The sequence below is a fragment of the Nocardioides furvisabuli genome, assembly GCF_021083185.1.
GTDB classification, from domain to species: domain Bacteria; phylum Actinomycetota; class Actinomycetes; order Propionibacteriales; family Nocardioidaceae; genus Nocardioides; species Nocardioides furvisabuli.
Window position 1 is genome coordinate 70004 of record NZ_JAIGQB010000010.1, and the last position, 14533, is coordinate 84536.

The 14533-nt window shown below is 70.9% G+C and carries 14 protein-coding genes; 2 read left to right on the forward strand and 12 right to left on the reverse strand.

Annotated features, from left to right (window positions below):
• Positions 1-20: 20 nt before the first annotated feature.
• Positions 21-218, reverse strand: coding sequence for a ubiquitin-like protein Pup (locus K4G59_RS17150; protein ID WP_207081378.1), 198 nt, complete (start codon positions 216-218; stop codon positions 21-23).
• A gap of 88 nt (positions 219-306) precedes the next feature.
• Positions 307-1827 carry a depupylase/deamidase Dop gene (dop, locus tag K4G59_RS17155; RefSeq protein ID WP_231252275.1) on the reverse strand — a complete coding sequence of 507 codons (1521 nt, stop codon included), beginning with the start codon at positions 1825-1827 and terminating at the stop codon, positions 307-309.
• A gap of 3 nt (positions 1828-1830) precedes the next feature.
• On the opposite strand from dop, the gene K4G59_RS17160 reads away from it, so the two are divergent.
• Positions 1831-2454, forward strand: a complete 624-nt coding sequence (locus tag K4G59_RS17160; RefSeq protein WP_231252276.1) for a class I SAM-dependent methyltransferase — start codon at positions 1831-1833, stop codon at positions 2452-2454.
• 179 nt (positions 2455-2633) lie between these two features.
• On the opposite strand, the gene K4G59_RS17165 is transcribed toward K4G59_RS17160, so the two are convergent.
• The 5 genes from K4G59_RS17165 to K4G59_RS17185 form a co-directional block, all read right to left on the reverse strand.
• A complete protein-coding gene (locus K4G59_RS17165; RefSeq protein WP_231252277.1) occupies positions 2634-3002 on the reverse strand; it encodes a hypothetical protein in 369 nt (122 codons plus the stop codon).
• Positions 3003-3009: 7 nt separating this feature from the next.
• Positions 3010-4755, reverse strand: a complete 1746-nt coding sequence (gene arc / locus K4G59_RS17170) for a proteasome ATPase (protein WP_231252278.1) — start codon at positions 4753-4755, stop codon at positions 3010-3012.
• Positions 4756-4860: 105 nt separating this feature from the next.
• On the reverse strand, positions 4861-5403 hold the full coding sequence (locus tag K4G59_RS17175) for a GrpB family protein (RefSeq protein ID WP_231252279.1): 543 nt from the start codon (positions 5401-5403) through the stop codon (positions 4861-4863).
• The gene (locus tag K4G59_RS17180; RefSeq protein ID WP_231252280.1) at positions 5400-6365 is read right to left on the reverse strand and encodes a tRNA (adenine-N1)-methyltransferase; all 966 of its coding nucleotides are present in this window, start codon (positions 6363-6365) and stop codon (positions 5400-5402) included. Before K4G59_RS17180 ends, K4G59_RS17175 begins: the two co-directional genes overlap by 4 nt.
• Before the next feature lie 64 nt (positions 6366-6429).
• Positions 6430-7599 carry a site-2 protease family protein gene (locus tag K4G59_RS17185; RefSeq protein ID WP_231252281.1) on the reverse strand — a complete coding sequence of 390 codons (1170 nt, stop codon included), beginning with the start codon at positions 7597-7599 and terminating at the stop codon, positions 6430-6432.
• A gap of 82 nt (positions 7600-7681) precedes the next feature.
• Between K4G59_RS17185 and K4G59_RS17190 the strand changes: the two genes are divergently transcribed.
• A complete protein-coding gene (locus K4G59_RS17190; RefSeq protein WP_231252282.1) occupies positions 7682-8575 on the forward strand; it encodes a RecB family exonuclease in 894 nt (297 codons plus the stop codon).
• A gap of 10 nt (positions 8576-8585) precedes the next feature.
• Here K4G59_RS17190 and K4G59_RS17195 read toward each other — a convergent pair whose 3' ends face one another.
• From K4G59_RS17195 to K4G59_RS17215, 5 genes are all read right to left on the reverse strand, one after another.
• Entirely contained in the window at positions 8586-9758 is a 1173-nt protein-coding gene (locus K4G59_RS17195) for an ABC transporter ATP-binding protein (protein WP_231252283.1), read from the reverse strand.
• A complete protein-coding gene (locus tag K4G59_RS17200; RefSeq protein WP_231252284.1) occupies positions 9755-10768 on the reverse strand; it encodes an ABC transporter ATP-binding protein in 1014 nt (337 codons plus the stop codon). Before K4G59_RS17200 ends, K4G59_RS17195 begins: the two co-directional genes overlap by 4 nt.
• 5 nt (positions 10769-10773) lie before the next feature.
• Positions 10774-11748, reverse strand: coding sequence for an ABC transporter permease (locus K4G59_RS17205; RefSeq protein WP_231252285.1), 975 nt, complete (start codon positions 11746-11748; stop codon positions 10774-10776).
• Between the two features lie 4 nt (positions 11749-11752).
• Complete coding sequence (locus K4G59_RS17210) at positions 11753-12763, reverse strand: ABC transporter permease (RefSeq protein WP_231252286.1); 1011 nt, start codon at positions 12761-12763, stop codon at positions 11753-11755.
• Positions 12764-12852: 89 nt separating this feature from the next.
• Positions 12853-14523 (reverse strand): ABC transporter substrate-binding protein, encoded by a 1671-nt coding sequence (locus K4G59_RS17215; RefSeq protein WP_231252287.1) that lies wholly within the window; start codon positions 14521-14523, stop codon positions 12853-12855.
• Positions 14524-14533: the final 10 nt, after the last annotated feature.

The following is a 14533-nucleotide window of genomic DNA, read 5'->3' on the forward strand; positions in this document are numbered from 1 at the left end:
CGCGGGCAGGCGGGAGTCGCTCACTGGCCGCCCTTCTGGATGAACGACTTCACGAAGTCCTCGGCGTTGGACTCCAGGACCTCGTCGATCTCGTCGAGGATCGCGTCGACGTCCTCGTCGATCATCTCCTTGCGCTCGGCGACGTCCGTCTCGGCGACCTCCTCGGTGGTCGTCTCGTCCTGGGAGGACCTGCGCGGTTGCTTCTGCTCCTGGGCCATGGCTCGACCCTATCCACTCGCACCGACGCCACAAGGACGTTCGCCCTCGGCGGACCTGCGCGAGTCGCTCGCGCCGTCCCGGCAGCCCTCAGCGGGTGATCGCCGCGACCAGCGCCTGCGCGGAGTCGCTGCGGTCGATCAGCTCGCCGACGTGGGCGCGGGTACCGCGGAGCGGGTCGATGGTCGGCACCCGCTGGAGCGACTCGCGCCCCGGGAGGTCGAAGATGACCGAGTCCCACGACGCCGCGGCCACCGAGTCGGCGTACTTGTCCAGGCAGCGGCCACGGAAGTAGGCGCGGGTGTCGACCGGCGGGTCGTGCATGGCGGCCTCGATCGTCGCGTCGTCGAGCAGGCGCCGGATGCGCCCCGAGGCCGCGAGGCGGTGGTAGAGCCCCTTGTCGGGACGTACGTCGGCGTACTGCAGGTCGATGAGGTGCAGCTTGGCGTCGTCCCAGTCGAGGTGGTCGCGGTCGCGGTACTGCTGGAGCAGCTTGAGCTTGGCCACCCAGTCGAGCTCCTCCGCGCACTCCATCGGGTCGCGCTCGAGGCGGTCCAGCACCGACTCCCAGCGCGCCAGCACGTCGACGGTCTGGTCGTCGGCGTCCACGCCGTAGCGGTCCTCGACGTACTTGCGGGCCAGCTCGAGGTACTCCATCTGCAGCTGCACGGCGGTGAGTCGCCGACCGTCGCGCAGCGTGAGGAGGTGCTTCAGCGTCGGGTCGTGGGACACCTCCCGCAGGGAGCGGACCGCGCCCTCGACGCTGAGGTCGCGGTCGATGAACCCGTCCTCGATCATCGCCAGGACCAGCGAGGTGGTGCCGACCTTGAGGTAGATCGAGATCTCGGCGAGGTTGGCATCACCGAGGATGACGTGCAGCCGACGGTAGACCGCGGGGTCGGCGTGGGGCTCGTCGCGGGTGTTGATGATGGGCCGCTTCAGCGTGGTCTCGAGCCCGACCTCGACCTCGAAGTAGTCCGAGCGCTGGCTGATCTGGAAGCCGTGCTCCGGCGTCGCGTCGCGGCCGTCCTGTCCGATGCCGACGCGGCCCGCTCCGGTCACGACCTGGCGGGTGACGAAGAAGGGCGTCAGGTGCCGCACGATCTCGGCGAAGTGCGTCGAGCGCCGCATGAGGTAGTTCTCGTGGGCACCGTAGGAGGCGCCCTTGTTGTCGGTGTTGTTCTTGTAGAGCAGGATCGGCGCGGTGCCGGGGACCTGGGCCGCCATCCGGGAGGCGTCCAGCATCACCTGCTCCCCCGCCTTCTCCCAGCGCACCACGTCGAGCGGCGTGGTCACCTCGGGCGAGGAGTACTCGGGGTGCGCGTGGTCGACGTAGAGGCGCGCACCGTTGGTCAGGATGACGTTGGCCAGCCCGAGGTCCTCGTCGGTCAGCTGCGTGGGGTCGGCGACCTGGCGGGCCATGTCGAAGCCGCGGGCGTCGCGCAGCGGCGACTCCTCCTCGAAGTCCCAGCGGGCCCGGCGCGCCTTCGCCGTCGAGCTGGCGTAGGCGTTGACGACCTGCGAGGAGGCCACCATCGGATTGGCCGTAGGCTGGCCCTGGACCGAGATGCCGTACTCGACCTCCGTGCCCATCACGCGTCGTACGCTCATGACATGAGCCTACGGGTCTGGGACGAGCGTGTGGTGCCGCGGCTGACCGACTGGAGCCTGCGCGGCCACGAGGTCGGCGAGCTTCGCGAGGTCGCCTGCGCGGGCCTGTCGGGGCGTGTCCTGGAGCTCGGCTTCGGGAGCGGTCTCAACATCCGGTACTACCCGCCGGAGGTCACGTCGGTCACGGCCGTCGAGCCGTCCGACGTGGGCTGGGAGATCTCCGCGCGACGACGCGGCCGCACGGACGTGCGGATCGAGCGTGGCGGCCTCGACGGGCAGCACCTCGACCTCGCGGACGACTCGCACGACGACGCGCTCGTCACGTTCAGCCTGTGCACGATCCCGGACCCGCTGCTCGCCCTGCGGGAAGCGCGTCGAGTCGTGCGACCCGGTGGCCGGCTCCACGCGCTCGAGCACGGCCTGGCTCCGGAGGGGTCCGTACGCCGCTGGCAGCGCCGGCTGGAACCGTTGCAGCGTGCGGTGGCCGGTGGATGCCACCTGACGCGCGACATCCCGGCCCTCGTGGAGGATGCTGGCTGGCGCGTGGAAGAGGTGGACCAGGCGTACCTGCCCGGACCGGGCGTGTCCCGGCCGTGGGCCTACGGCTACCGGCTGCTCGCGGGCTGAGCCCGGCCCGGGCCCGGTGGTGCCGGGTGGTCAGCGACCGCGTCGCAGGTAGCCGGCGAGGAAGAGGACGATGAGGACGACGACGACGATGATCAGAATGGTTCGCATCCGGCCAACCTAGCGCCAGGGCAGCCTGCGGCACCCCCTCCCGAGGGGTGTCGGCGCGGCGTGTCGCGGCGTCAGTGGCGCTCCGGTCGCCGGCCGGTCACGGCCGATGCGTGCGCGGCGTTGACCGCAGCGATGCCCAGCCACGCGACCACGACGGCGGGAAGGCCGTTGTCGGTCGCGACCATCGGCACGATCGTCACCGGCACGCCGACCCCGAGCGAGATGACCCCGAGGACGAACTGCCGCAGCCGGCCGCCCTCCGCACCCACCGTGTGCCGCTGGCGCAGCGCGACCTCCTCGGACACGCGCCGCTCGACCGCCCGCTCGATGCGCTCGGCGAAGCCGTCGACGAGCTCGGCGTCGTAGCGGGCGCCGAGCTCGCGGCGGGTGGCCAGGGCTGCCTCGATGTCGCGGTGGCCGAGGTCGTCCTCGCGGTTCACCGAGAACTCACAGGTACTGGCCGGTGTTGGCGACCGTGTCGATCGACCGCCCCGGCTCGGTGCCCTGCTTGCCGGTGATCAGCGTGCGGATGAAGACGATGCGCTCGCCCTTCTTGCCCGAGATCCGCGCCCAGTCGTCGGGGTTGGTCGTGTTCGGGAGGTCCTCGTTTTCCTTGAACTCGTCCACGCACGCCTGGAGCATGTGCTGGACCCGCAGGCCCCGCTGGGCGGGGTTGAGGTCGCTGTCGAGGAAGTCCTTGATCGCCATCTTCTTGGCGCGGTCGACGATGTTCTGGATCATCGCGCCCGAGTTGAAGTCCTTGAAGTAGAGGACCTCCTTGTCGCCGTTGGCGTAGGTGACCTCGAGGAAGCGGTTCTCGTCGGTCTCGGTGTACATGCGCTCCACCGTCGCGCGGATCATCGCATTGACGGTGGCGCTGCGGTCCTGGCCGAACTCCGCGAGGTCGTCGGCGTGCAGCGGCAGCGTCGGGGTGAGGTACTTGGAGAAGATGTCGCGCGCCGACTCGGCGTCCGGACGCTCGATCTTGATCTTCACGTCGAGCCGGCCCGGGCGCAGGATCGCGGGGTCGATCATGTCCTCACGGTTGGAGGCCCCGATCACCAGCACGTTCTCCAGCGCCTCGACACCGTCGATCTCGCTCAGCAGCTGCGGGACGATCGTGTTCTCCACGTCGGAGGACACGCCCGAGCCGCGGGTGCGGAAGAGCGAGTCCATCTCGTCGAAGAACACGATCACCGGCGTGCCGAGCGACGCCTTCTCACGCGCCCGCTGGAACACCAGCCGGATGTGACGCTCGGTCTCGCCGACGTACTTGTTGAGCAGCTCGGGGCCCTTGATGTTGAGGAAGTAGGACTTGCCCGACGCTCCCGTGCGCTCGGCGACCTTCTTGGCCAGCGAGTTGGCCACCGCCTTGGCGATCAGCGTCTTGCCGCAGCCGGGCGGGCCGTAGAGCAGCACGCCCTTCGGCGGCTTCAGCTCATGGTCCTTGAAGAGCTCGGGGTGCAGGTAGGGCAGCTCGACGGCGTCGCGGATCGCGTCGATCTGGGCGGTGAGGCCACCGATCTGGGTGTAGTCGATGTCGGGCACCTCCTCGAGCACCAGCTCCTCGACCTCCGACTTCGGCACGACCTCGTAGACGTAGCCCGCACGGGTGTCGAGCAGCAGCGAGTCGCCGGCCCGGATGGTGACGTCCTCGGCGCGCAGCGGCTCGGCGAGGCGGACGACCCGCTCCTCGTCAGCGTTGGCGATGACCAGCGCACGCTCGCCGTCGGCGAGGATCTCCTTGAGCATCACGACCTCGCCGACCTGCTCGAAGTCGAGCGCGGCGACGACGTTGAGCGCCTCGTTGAGCATGACCTCCTGGCCACGCACGAGGCCGTCGAGCTCCACGGCCGGGCTGACGCTGACGCGCAGCTTGCGGCCACCGGTGAAGACGTCGACGGAGTCGTCGTCGTTGCGGCCGAGGAAGGTGCCGAAGCCCGCCGGCGGCTGCGCCAGGCGGTCGACCTCCTCCTTCAGCGTGGTGATCTGGTCACGGGCGTCGCGCAGCGTCTGCGCGAGGCGCTCGTTCTGGCCGGACACCGCGGCGAGGGACCGTTGCGCGTCGGCCAGGCGGCTCTCGAGGCCGCGCGACTGCCCTGGTGCGTCCTCGACGCGACGGCGCAGGTCCATGACCTCGGCCTCCAGGTATCGCACCTGCGTGGCCAGCTGCTCTCGGGTGGGCTCGGACATCTCGCACCTCCTGTCCAGTGACACTACCCACTGACCGGAGGGACGGAAGTGAATGTCTCGCCGTGTTGTCCGCCGGTTTGCCAGGGAAGGCCAGGCCACCGCGGCTCAAGCCCCGTTGAGCCGCCGGATCGCGAGGAGCTCCTCGTCGCTGAAGCGCCCCGAGGCGGCGAGCACCTGCTGCAGGACGGCCGACTTGCCGGCGATGTAGGTGTCGATGTCGATGTCCGGGTCCGCGGCCAGCGCGAGCTTCACGGCGGCGTACGCCTCCCGCAGGTCTGGCCGCGAGCGCAGCACGTCGCGCACGGCGAGGTGGTTGCGCACGTTCGCCGAGCCGGCGGTGCAGACGTAGACGTTGCGTCGCGGCGGTCCCGGGGCGTGGAACGCCTCGCGGCCGGACACGCCGAGGTCACCGCGGTGGACGTAGCCGACGGACCCCAGGGCGACGACGGCGCCATCCACGTCGGTCGGGTCCACGATCACGTCGACGTCGAGGACCGGCTTGGCAGCCAGGCCCGGGACCGACGTCGACCCGACGTGCTCGACGACGGCGGACCGGACGTCGGTCAGCGCCTCGCGCAGGACGGCGGCGACCTCCTCGAAGTCCTCCGCCCACCGGAGCGAGTGCTCGACGACCTCGACCCCGCTCACGCGTCGGTGGCGGGGCTGACCTCGACCGGCGGGATGTCGGCCGGGCGCGGGCCGGTGTAGTCAGGGCCGTACGCCCCGGGCGCGGGCCGGCGGGTCTTGCGCGGGGGGCGCTCCCCCGGCGCCATCCGCCGCGCGGTGACCAGGAAGGCGGTGTGGCCGATCATCTTGTGGCCCGGTCGCACCGCGAGGCCCTCGACGTGCCAGTCGCGCACGAGCGACTCCCACGGTTGCGGCTCGGTGAAGCCGCCGTGCACCCGCAGGGTCTCGACCACCCGGGAGAGCTGGGTGGTGGTGGCGACGTAGGCGCACACGATTCCGCCCGGCACGAGGGCGTCGGCCACGGCGTCGACGCAGTTCCACGGGTCGAGCATGTCCAGGATGATCCGGTCGACCTGGGTGCCGAGCGCGGGGAGGCCCTCCTTGAGGTCCCCGAGGCGCAGGTCCCACGCAGGGTGGCTCTGGCCGTCCGGGGCGGAGAAGAACTGGTCGACGTTGCGCCGGGCGACGTCGGCGAACTCCTCGCGCAGCTCGAAGGACGTCACCCGCCCCCAGGGGCCGACGGCACGCAGGAGCGAGCAGGTGAGGGCGCCCGACCCGGCACCGGCCTCGACGACGCGCGCACCGGGGTAGATGTCGGCGAGCGCGATGATCTGCGCGGCGTCCTTGGGGTAGACCACGGCTGCACCGCGCGGCATGGAGACGACGAACTCGTTGAGGAGCGGGCGGAAGACGAGGTACTGCCCTCCGGCCGACGACGTGAGGGTGAAGCCCTCGTCGCGCCCGATCATCTCGTCGTGGTCGAGGTGGCCCTTGTTGGAGAAGAAGCGCTTGCCGGCGACCAGCTCGAAGTTGTGCTTGCGCCCCTTCTGGTCGGTCAGCCGCACCCACTCCCCCTCGCGCAGGGGGCCGCGGTGGACGCCGGACCAGGCCTCGGCGGGGACGTCGGGAGAGGTCTCGGGCATGGCGCGCAGACTAGTGCGCCCCGGCCCGATCCACCCACCCGGCGGCGTCGTGCACGTCCCGGGCTCAGCGGCGGGCGTTCTCGCGGAAGGCACGGTCCACGTCGGCGGTCGAGAGCACGCCGTAGATGTGCCCGTCCTCCTCGACGAGGAGGTACTCCTCGGCCGGACGCCGACTGATGGCGAGGATCAGGTCCTCGCCCGCGACGGTGGCGGGGAGCGCGAGTCCGTCCTCGAGGGCCCGCGCGACGGTCGAGACCGGGACCCACGGCCGGCGGTCCTCCGGCATGGCCGTCACGGCGGCCTCGCTCACGATGCCGATCGGGCTCCCGTCGGTGCCGACCGTGACGATGCTGCCGGCCTGCGCGTCCTGCGCGCGGCGCACGGCCTCGGCGAGCGGGAGGTCGGCGGGGACGGTGAGCGTGCGCCGGGCGAGCGGGCGCGCGACGAGGGCCGGCAGGCGCTCGCGGAGCCGGGCGTGCGCCATGGCGGCGGTGGCGCCGGTCCAGAGGAAGAGGCCGAGGATGAAGACCAGGACGACGTCGAGGATGGTGGGCTGCTCGCCGGTGAGCGGCTCCATCACGACCGGCCAGGCGAGCAGGGCCAGCGCGGTGAGGCGACCGCCCCAACCGGCGACGATCGTGGCGCGGTGCTGGTTGCCCGACGCACCCCAGACCGCCGCCTTCAGGACCCGGCCACCGTCGAGCGGGAGCCCGGGGACGAGGTTGAGGACGCCGATGATCAGGTTGGCGCCGGCCAGGCCCTGCACCGCGGCGCGGACCAGTCCGTCAGGGACCACGAACCACAGGGCCGCGGCGGCGATCCCGACCCCGATGGACGTGAGCGGGCCCACCACGGCGATCCAGAACTCATGGCGGGGCCGGCGCGACTGCCCGTCGATCTCGGTCATGCCGCCGAGGAAGTGCAGGGTGATGGAGTTGACGCCGTAGCCCAGCCGCTTGGCGACGACCGCGTGGGAGGCCTCGTGGAGCAGGACGGAGAGATAGAGCACGACGGCGAAGACGAAGCCGGCGACGTACTTCCAGAAGCCCAGGCCCGGCTGCACCTGCTCGATGCGTGGGGCGAAGGCCAGCGAGATCAGCAGCCCGACGACGAGCCACGACCTCGTGATGAGCACGTCGATGCCCACGATCGACCCGATCCGCCACGTGCCCGGAGGGCGCGGTGCGGGGCGGGACGGCCCCTGGGTCGGGGCCTGATCAGTCGGTTCGGGCACACCACGACCCTAGCCAACGCCGCCCACGGCGGTACGCGCGGCGGCAGGGGTGTCGTACGCCTCGCCTAGGGTGAGCCGCGCCATGACGATCCCCGCCGCAGACTCCCCCGCCGAGCGCGTCTCCACCCCCGTGGACGGCGTCGAGGTCCTCGGGGCGCTGTCGCCCAGCAGGGCCGGCGACTTCATGGCCTGCCCCCTGATGTACCGCTTCCGCACCATCGACCGCCTCCCCGAGGAGCCCTCGCCGGACGCGGTGCGCGGCACGGTGGTCCACAAGGTGCTCGAGGACCTCTTCGACCTGCCGGCTGCCGGCCGGACCCCCGAGGCGGCCGCCGACATGCTCGAGCCGACGTGGGAGGCGGTGCTCGAGGCGGAGCCGGCGCTCGCGGGGATGTTCGGTGACGACGGCCCGGAGCTCGCGGCGTGGATCGCGTCGTGCCGCACCGTCCTCGGCCGCTACTTCGACCTCGAGGACCCACGACGGCTGGAGCCGGCCGATCGCGAGCTCTACGTCGAGGCGCTCCTCGACTCGCGGCTGCTGCTGCGCGGGTTCGTCGACCGGGTCGACGTCGCGCCCGACGGCCGGATCCGCATCACCGACTACAAGTCGGGACGCTCCCCGGGGGTGGGCTACGAGGCCAGGGCCCTGTTCCAGATGAAGTTCTACGCCCTGGTCATCTGGCGCCTGCGCGGCGTCGTGCCGTCGGTGCTCCAGCTGGTCTATCTCGGCAACGGCGAGATCCTGCGCTACGAGCCCGACGAGGACGACCTGCGCGCCACCGAGCGCAAGGTCGAGGCGCTGTGGACCGCGATCCAGCTCGCCCACGAGACCGGCGACTGGCGGCCCAGCCCGTCACGACTGTGCGACTGGTGCTCCTTCCACCAGTTCTGCCCGACCAAGGGCGGCACCATCCCGCCGCTGCCCGAGCGCGTGAACGGGCTCGCGGACGCCTCGACGGACGAGTCGGCCGACTGACGCGGCCGGGTCAGGGCACCGGCGGACCGTCCGGCGCCAGGAAGGGCGAGCCGTCGTCGCGCGGCCCGCCCCACGACGGCTCCTCCGCCGTCTGCGGTGCCACTTCGTGAGGCTCGATCTCGCCGGACGCGATCTGCTCGGCGAAGTGGCACGCGACCCGGTGTCCCTCCGACGCGCCGTCGACCTCCACCACCCTCAGCTCGGGCCGCTCGGTGTCGCACCGCGTCTCCTGGCGCCAGGGGCAGCGGGTGTGGAAGCGGCACCCGGTGGGCGGGTTCGCCGGCGAGGGCAGGTCGCCGGTGAGCAGGATCTGCTGGCGGGTGTCCTCGAGGGTCGGGTCGGGCACCGGGACCGCGGACATGAGGGCGCGCGTGTAGGGATGGAGCGGCACGTCGTAGAGCTCGCCCGCCTCGGACTCCTCGACCAGGCCGCCGAGGTACATCACGCCGATCCGGTCGCTGATGTGGCGCACCACGGCGAGGTCGTGGGCGACGACGAGATAGGTGAGCCCGAGCTCGTCCTGCAGGTCCTGCAGCAGGTTGATCACCTGCGCCTGGATCGAGACGTCGAGGGCGCTGACGGGCTCGTCAGCGACGATCAGGTCGGGACCGACGGAGAGTGCGCGTGCGATGCCGATGCGTTGACGCTGGCCGCCGGAGAACTCGTGCGGGTACTTCTTCAGGCCCGCAGGAGGGAGCCCGACCGCCGACATGAGCTCGCGGAGCCGGGCGTGCGTGGCGGACTTGTCGGTGTCGAGGCCGTGGGCGCGCATGCCCTCCAGGAGGAGCGCCTCCACCGTCTGCCGGGGGTCCAGGCTCGACATCGGGTCCTGGAAGACCATCTGGAACCGCTTGCGCTCGGTGCGGAGGTCCTCGCCCCTGAGGGAGGCGATGTCCACCCCGTCGAAGACCACCGAGCCCGCCGTCGGCGGCTCGAGGTTGAGGATCGCCTTGCCCAGCGTGGACTTGCCGCAGCCGGACTCCCCCACCAGTCCGTAGGTCTCGCCGCGCCGGATGGTGAGGTCGACACCGTCCACGGCGCGGACGTGGCCCACTGTGCGGTCGAAGATGATGCCGCTCTTGATCGGGAAGTGGACCTCGAGACCGCTCACCTCGACCAGCACCTCGCCGGGGGCGGCCGTACGCCGTGCCCGGGCCGTGTCGACACCTGTCGAGCCGGTCATCGAGACACCCCCATCGGGTTGAAGCAGCGCAGGCCGACCACGTCGTCCCCTTCCCACGCGGGTGTCTTCTCGACGCACACGTCGAGCGCGTTGGAGCAGCGTGGGGCGAACGCGCACGCGGAGTCCCACGGCAGGTTGTCGGCCACGGACCCGGGGATGGGCGAGAGCGCCTCGCCACGCGGCGCGTCCAGGCGCGGGATGGAGTCGAGCAGGCCGACTGTGTAGGGGTGGCGCGGTCGTGCGAACAACCCGTGGCGGGTGCCGCGCTCGACGATCTTCCCGCCGTAGAGCACGTTGACCTCGTCGCAGAGGCCGGCCACGACGCCCAGGTCGTGGGTGATCATCACCATGGCCGTGCCGGTCTCGACCACGAGGTCCTTGAGCAGGGCGAGGATCTGCGCCTGGATGGTCACGTCGAGGGCGGTGGTGGGCTCGTCGGCGATCAGCAGCCGCGGCTGGCAGGCCAGCGCCATGGCGATGAGAGCTCGCTGGCGCATCCCGCCGCTGAGCTGGTGGGGGTAGTTGGCCAGCCGGGCCCGTGGGTCCGGGATGCCGACCCGCTCCAGGAGCTCGGCGGCCTTGGGCATCGCCTCCTTGCGGCTGAGGCCCTGGTGGCGCTCCATCACCTCGGTGACCTGCCGACCGATTTGGATGACCGGGTTCAGCGAGGACAGCGGGTCCTGGAAGATCATCGCGATGTCGGCGCCTCGCCGGTCGCGCATCTGCTGGGCCGACAGCGACAGCAGGTCCTCGCCGTCGAAGACAGCGGTGCCCTCGACGGTGTTGCCCCGCGTCGGCAGCAGGCCCATGATCGCGAGCGAGGTCACGGACTTGCCGCACCCCGACTCCCCCACCAGGCCGACGGTCTGCCCGGGACGGACGTCGAAGCTGACGCCGTCGACGGCGCGGAAGGGTTCCTCGCCACGACGGCCGAACGTGACGCGCAGGTCGCGCACCGCGAGCAGCGGCTCGCCGTGTCGCACGGCGGGCTGGATCGGTTGCGTGCTCACCGCACTCACCTCCGGGTCTTGGGGTCGAGGGCTTCGCGCAGCGACTCGCCCATCAGCGTGAACCCCAGCGCCACCACGATGATGCAGGCGGCCGGGTAGAAGGCCAGGTGCGGCTCCTGGCCGAGGTAGGGCTGCGCTGCTCCCAGCATCTGGCCCCACTCCGGTCGGCGGTCGTCGGGGTTGCCCAGTCCGAGGAAGGACAGGGCGGCCGCGTCGATGATGGCCACCGCGAGCACCAGCGTGGCCTGCACGATGACCGGGCCGAGGGCGTTGGGGAGCATGTGGCGGAAGACGATCGCGTGCGGCTTCACCCCGAGCGACCTGGCCGCGAGGACGTGGTCGCTGGCGCGCTGGCCCAGCATCGAGCCGCGCAGCAGGCGGGCGAAGATCGGCACCTGGACGGTCGCGATGGCGATGATCAGCGTCCACTGGCTCGGTCTGCTCGCCAGCGCGGCGATCGTGAACGCGAGCAGCAGGGACGGGATGGACAGCATCACGTCGACCACGCGCATCACCAACGAGTCGACCCAGCCGGCGAACGCGCCCGCGACGGTGCCGAGCGTGACGCCGCCGAGGAGGCCGAAGAGGGTCGCGAGGACTCCCACCATCAGGGTCTGCTGGCTGCCCACGAGGAGCCGCGAGAGGAGGTCGCGACCCTTGTCGTCGCCGCCGAGCGGGTGGCCGGGCTCAGGCCCGGGCACGGGGTTGGTCTGGGGCCGGATGTCGTCCAGGAGCGGACGTGCCGCCGGGTCGTAGGGCGCGAGCCAGGGGGCGATGACGGCCAGCACCACGAAGGTGATCGTGATCGCCAGGCCCACGAGGAAGACCGGGTTGCGACGCAACCTCCGCCAGGCGCTGACGATGAGGGAGACACCGCCCTCCTCGTCCGCCGACGCGCGGGCCAGGGCGTCTAGGCGCTGCTTGCGCCGGTCGGCGTACGACGTGCGCGCGGGAGTCTGCTGCGGGGACTGGTCACTCATGGCGTCACCTCGTCCTGATCCGGGGGTCGATGAGCGCGTAGGTGATGTCCACGAGCAGGTTGACGAGCACGTAGATCGCGGCGGCGGCCATGATGAGGACCTGCAGCACCGGGTAGTCCTTCTGCAGGAAGCCCTCGGCCAGGGCTTGCCCGACACCGCGCCAGGAGAACACCGTCTCGGTGAGGACCGCCCCGGACAGAAGCGCGCCGACCTGTAGGCCCACGGTGGTGACCACCGGGAGCATCGCGTTGCGCAGGACGTGCCGCCCGCGGATCACCTTCGCGGTGAGGCCCTTGGCCTCCGCGGTGCGGACGTAGTCCTCGTCCAGCACGTCGAGCACCGACGCCCGCGTGATGCGGAAGACCACGGCGAACGGGATGGTGGCCAGGGCCAGCGAGGGCAGCACCAGGTGCTTGAGGGCGTCCCACGCCGCGTCCCACTCCCGCGTCAGGATCCCGTCGAGGACGAAGAGCCCGGTCACGCGGGTGGCGTCCAGCCCGATGCTCTGCCGGCCGGAGACGGGGAGCAGGTTCCACTCCACCGCGAAGAAGTACTTCAGCAGGAACGCCGTGAAGAACACCGGGACGGCCACCCCGACGAGCGAGAAGATCACCGACGTGGTGTCGAGCGCGGTGCCCTTGCGGCGGGCAGCGAGGTAGCCGAGGGGGATGCCGAGGGCGATCGCGATCACGAGGGCGAAGAACGACAGCTCGAGCGTCGCCGGGAGGCGGCTCAGGAAGATGTCCAGCGCGTCCTCGCCGGGGAGCACCTGCGTGGACACCCCGAAGTCCCCCTGGAACGCGCGCTGCATGAACCGCACGTATTGCACGGGAAGGGGCTGGTCGAGGCCGAGCGCGCGCTCCAGCGCCTCGCGACGCGCCTCGGTCTGGCGCTCGCCCAGCAGGGCGGACACCGGACCGCCCGGCAGGGAGCGCAGCCAGACGAAGACGAGCAGCGACAGGACCAGCAGGACGCCCACCATCTGCAGCAGACGTCGTACGACGAAACGAAGCATGGTTCTCCTCAGCCACCGGCGTTCAGGGGGTCGTCCGGACCGGACGACCCCCTGACTCACACCTCATGTCTCACAGGGCGATGAGTGCCTCACTCACCGCCGACGGTGACGGTGTCGAACTCCTCGGCCGTCAGCGGGCTGGGGACCAGGCCGTCCACGCCGGGGCCGACCACGAGAGCAGGCGGCGAGTGGCTGATCGGCAGGCCCGGGAGGTACTCCTCCATGATCTGCCTGTTGATCTCCTCGAAGGCTGCGCCGCGCTCGTCCTCGTCCACGACGGCGTCGGCGGCCTTGAGGTCGTCGGCCAGCTGCTTGCCCCACGGCATGACGTCGGTGGCGAAGTCGTTGTCCTTCAGGTTGCCGAAGAACGTGCCGATGAAGTTGTAGGCCGAGTCGTAGTCACCGGTCCAGCCGAGGATGTAGGCGTCGTACTTGCCCGGCTCACCGGACACGTTGTCGAGGTAGCCGCCGTTCCAGGCCGCCGTCGACACCTTCACGTTGATCCCCACGGCCTCGAGGTCGGTGCGCAGGGCCTCGTAGATCTTCTGCGGGTCCGGCATGTAGGGGCGCGAGACCTCGGTCGGGTAGGCGAAGTTGAGCGTCATGCCCTCGGCGCCGGCCTCGGCCAGCAGTCGCTTGGCCTCGTCCGGGTCGTAGGCGTACGGCTCGAGCTCGGTGTTGTAGCCGCTGACCGTGTCGGGCATGAACTGCGTGGCGACCGCGGCGCCCTCGGGCAGCTGCGTCTGCACGAGCTGCTCACGGTTGAGCGCGTGGTAGATCGCCTGCCGGACCTTGAGGTCCTTGAGCTTCGGGTTCGCCTCGGGGTTCAGCCCGAGGTAGAGGATGTTGAACGCGTCGCGGATCTCGACGGTGTTGCCGTCGTCGGTCAGACCGGCCCAGTCGACGGGGTTGGGGAAGTCGTAGCCGTTGATGCTGCCGGCCTCGAGCTCCTGGCGTCGGGTGCTCTCGTCCGGGATCACGCGGAAGACGAGCTCGCTGACGCCGGCCTGCTCGCCGTAGTAGTCGTCGTAGCGCTCGAGGGTGATCGAGCCGTTGGCCTCGTCGTACTCGCCAAAGGCGAACGGACCGGTTCCGACCGGGTTGTCGGCGTAGGCCGGGAAGCTGAAGCCCTCCCCCTCGGCGGCGATGCCGTTGGCGTCACCCTCCTCCATCGCGGTGGGCGACTGCATCGCCAGCGAGGCCAGCGAGAGCATGGTGGGGAAGCCCGAGGTCGGACCGCTGATCGAGATGACCGCCTCGAACTCGTCAGTCGCCTCGCAGCCCTGGTAGAGCGAGTTCTCGGCGTCGTTGGAGAACGCGCCCATCACGTAGCCCCAGTACTCGCCGGCGGTCTGGCCGGCCTCGTTCTGGTCGAACATCCGCTCGAAGTTGTAGCAGACGGCGTCGGCGTTGAAGGGTTCACCGTCGTGGAACGTGACGTCGTCGCGCAGCGCGAAGGTCCACTCCGTGCCGTCGTCGTTGGGAGTCCACTCCGTGGCCAGCTCCGGCACGACCTCGGCGGTGCCGGGCTCGATGCCGATGAGCCCCTCGAACATCTGGCGAGTGATGCGGAACGTCTCGCCGTCGGTGGCGTAGAAGGGGTCGAACATCTCGGGAGCACCGGCGGCGCCGAAGACGAAGGTCCCGTCGTCACCGCCTCCTCCGCTGCCCTCGTCGCGGTCGCTCTCCGCACAGCTCGCGAGGGTGGCGGCTGCGACGAGCGCAGCGGTGAGTGATGCCACGGTGCGTTTCGGGGACATCCGAGATCCT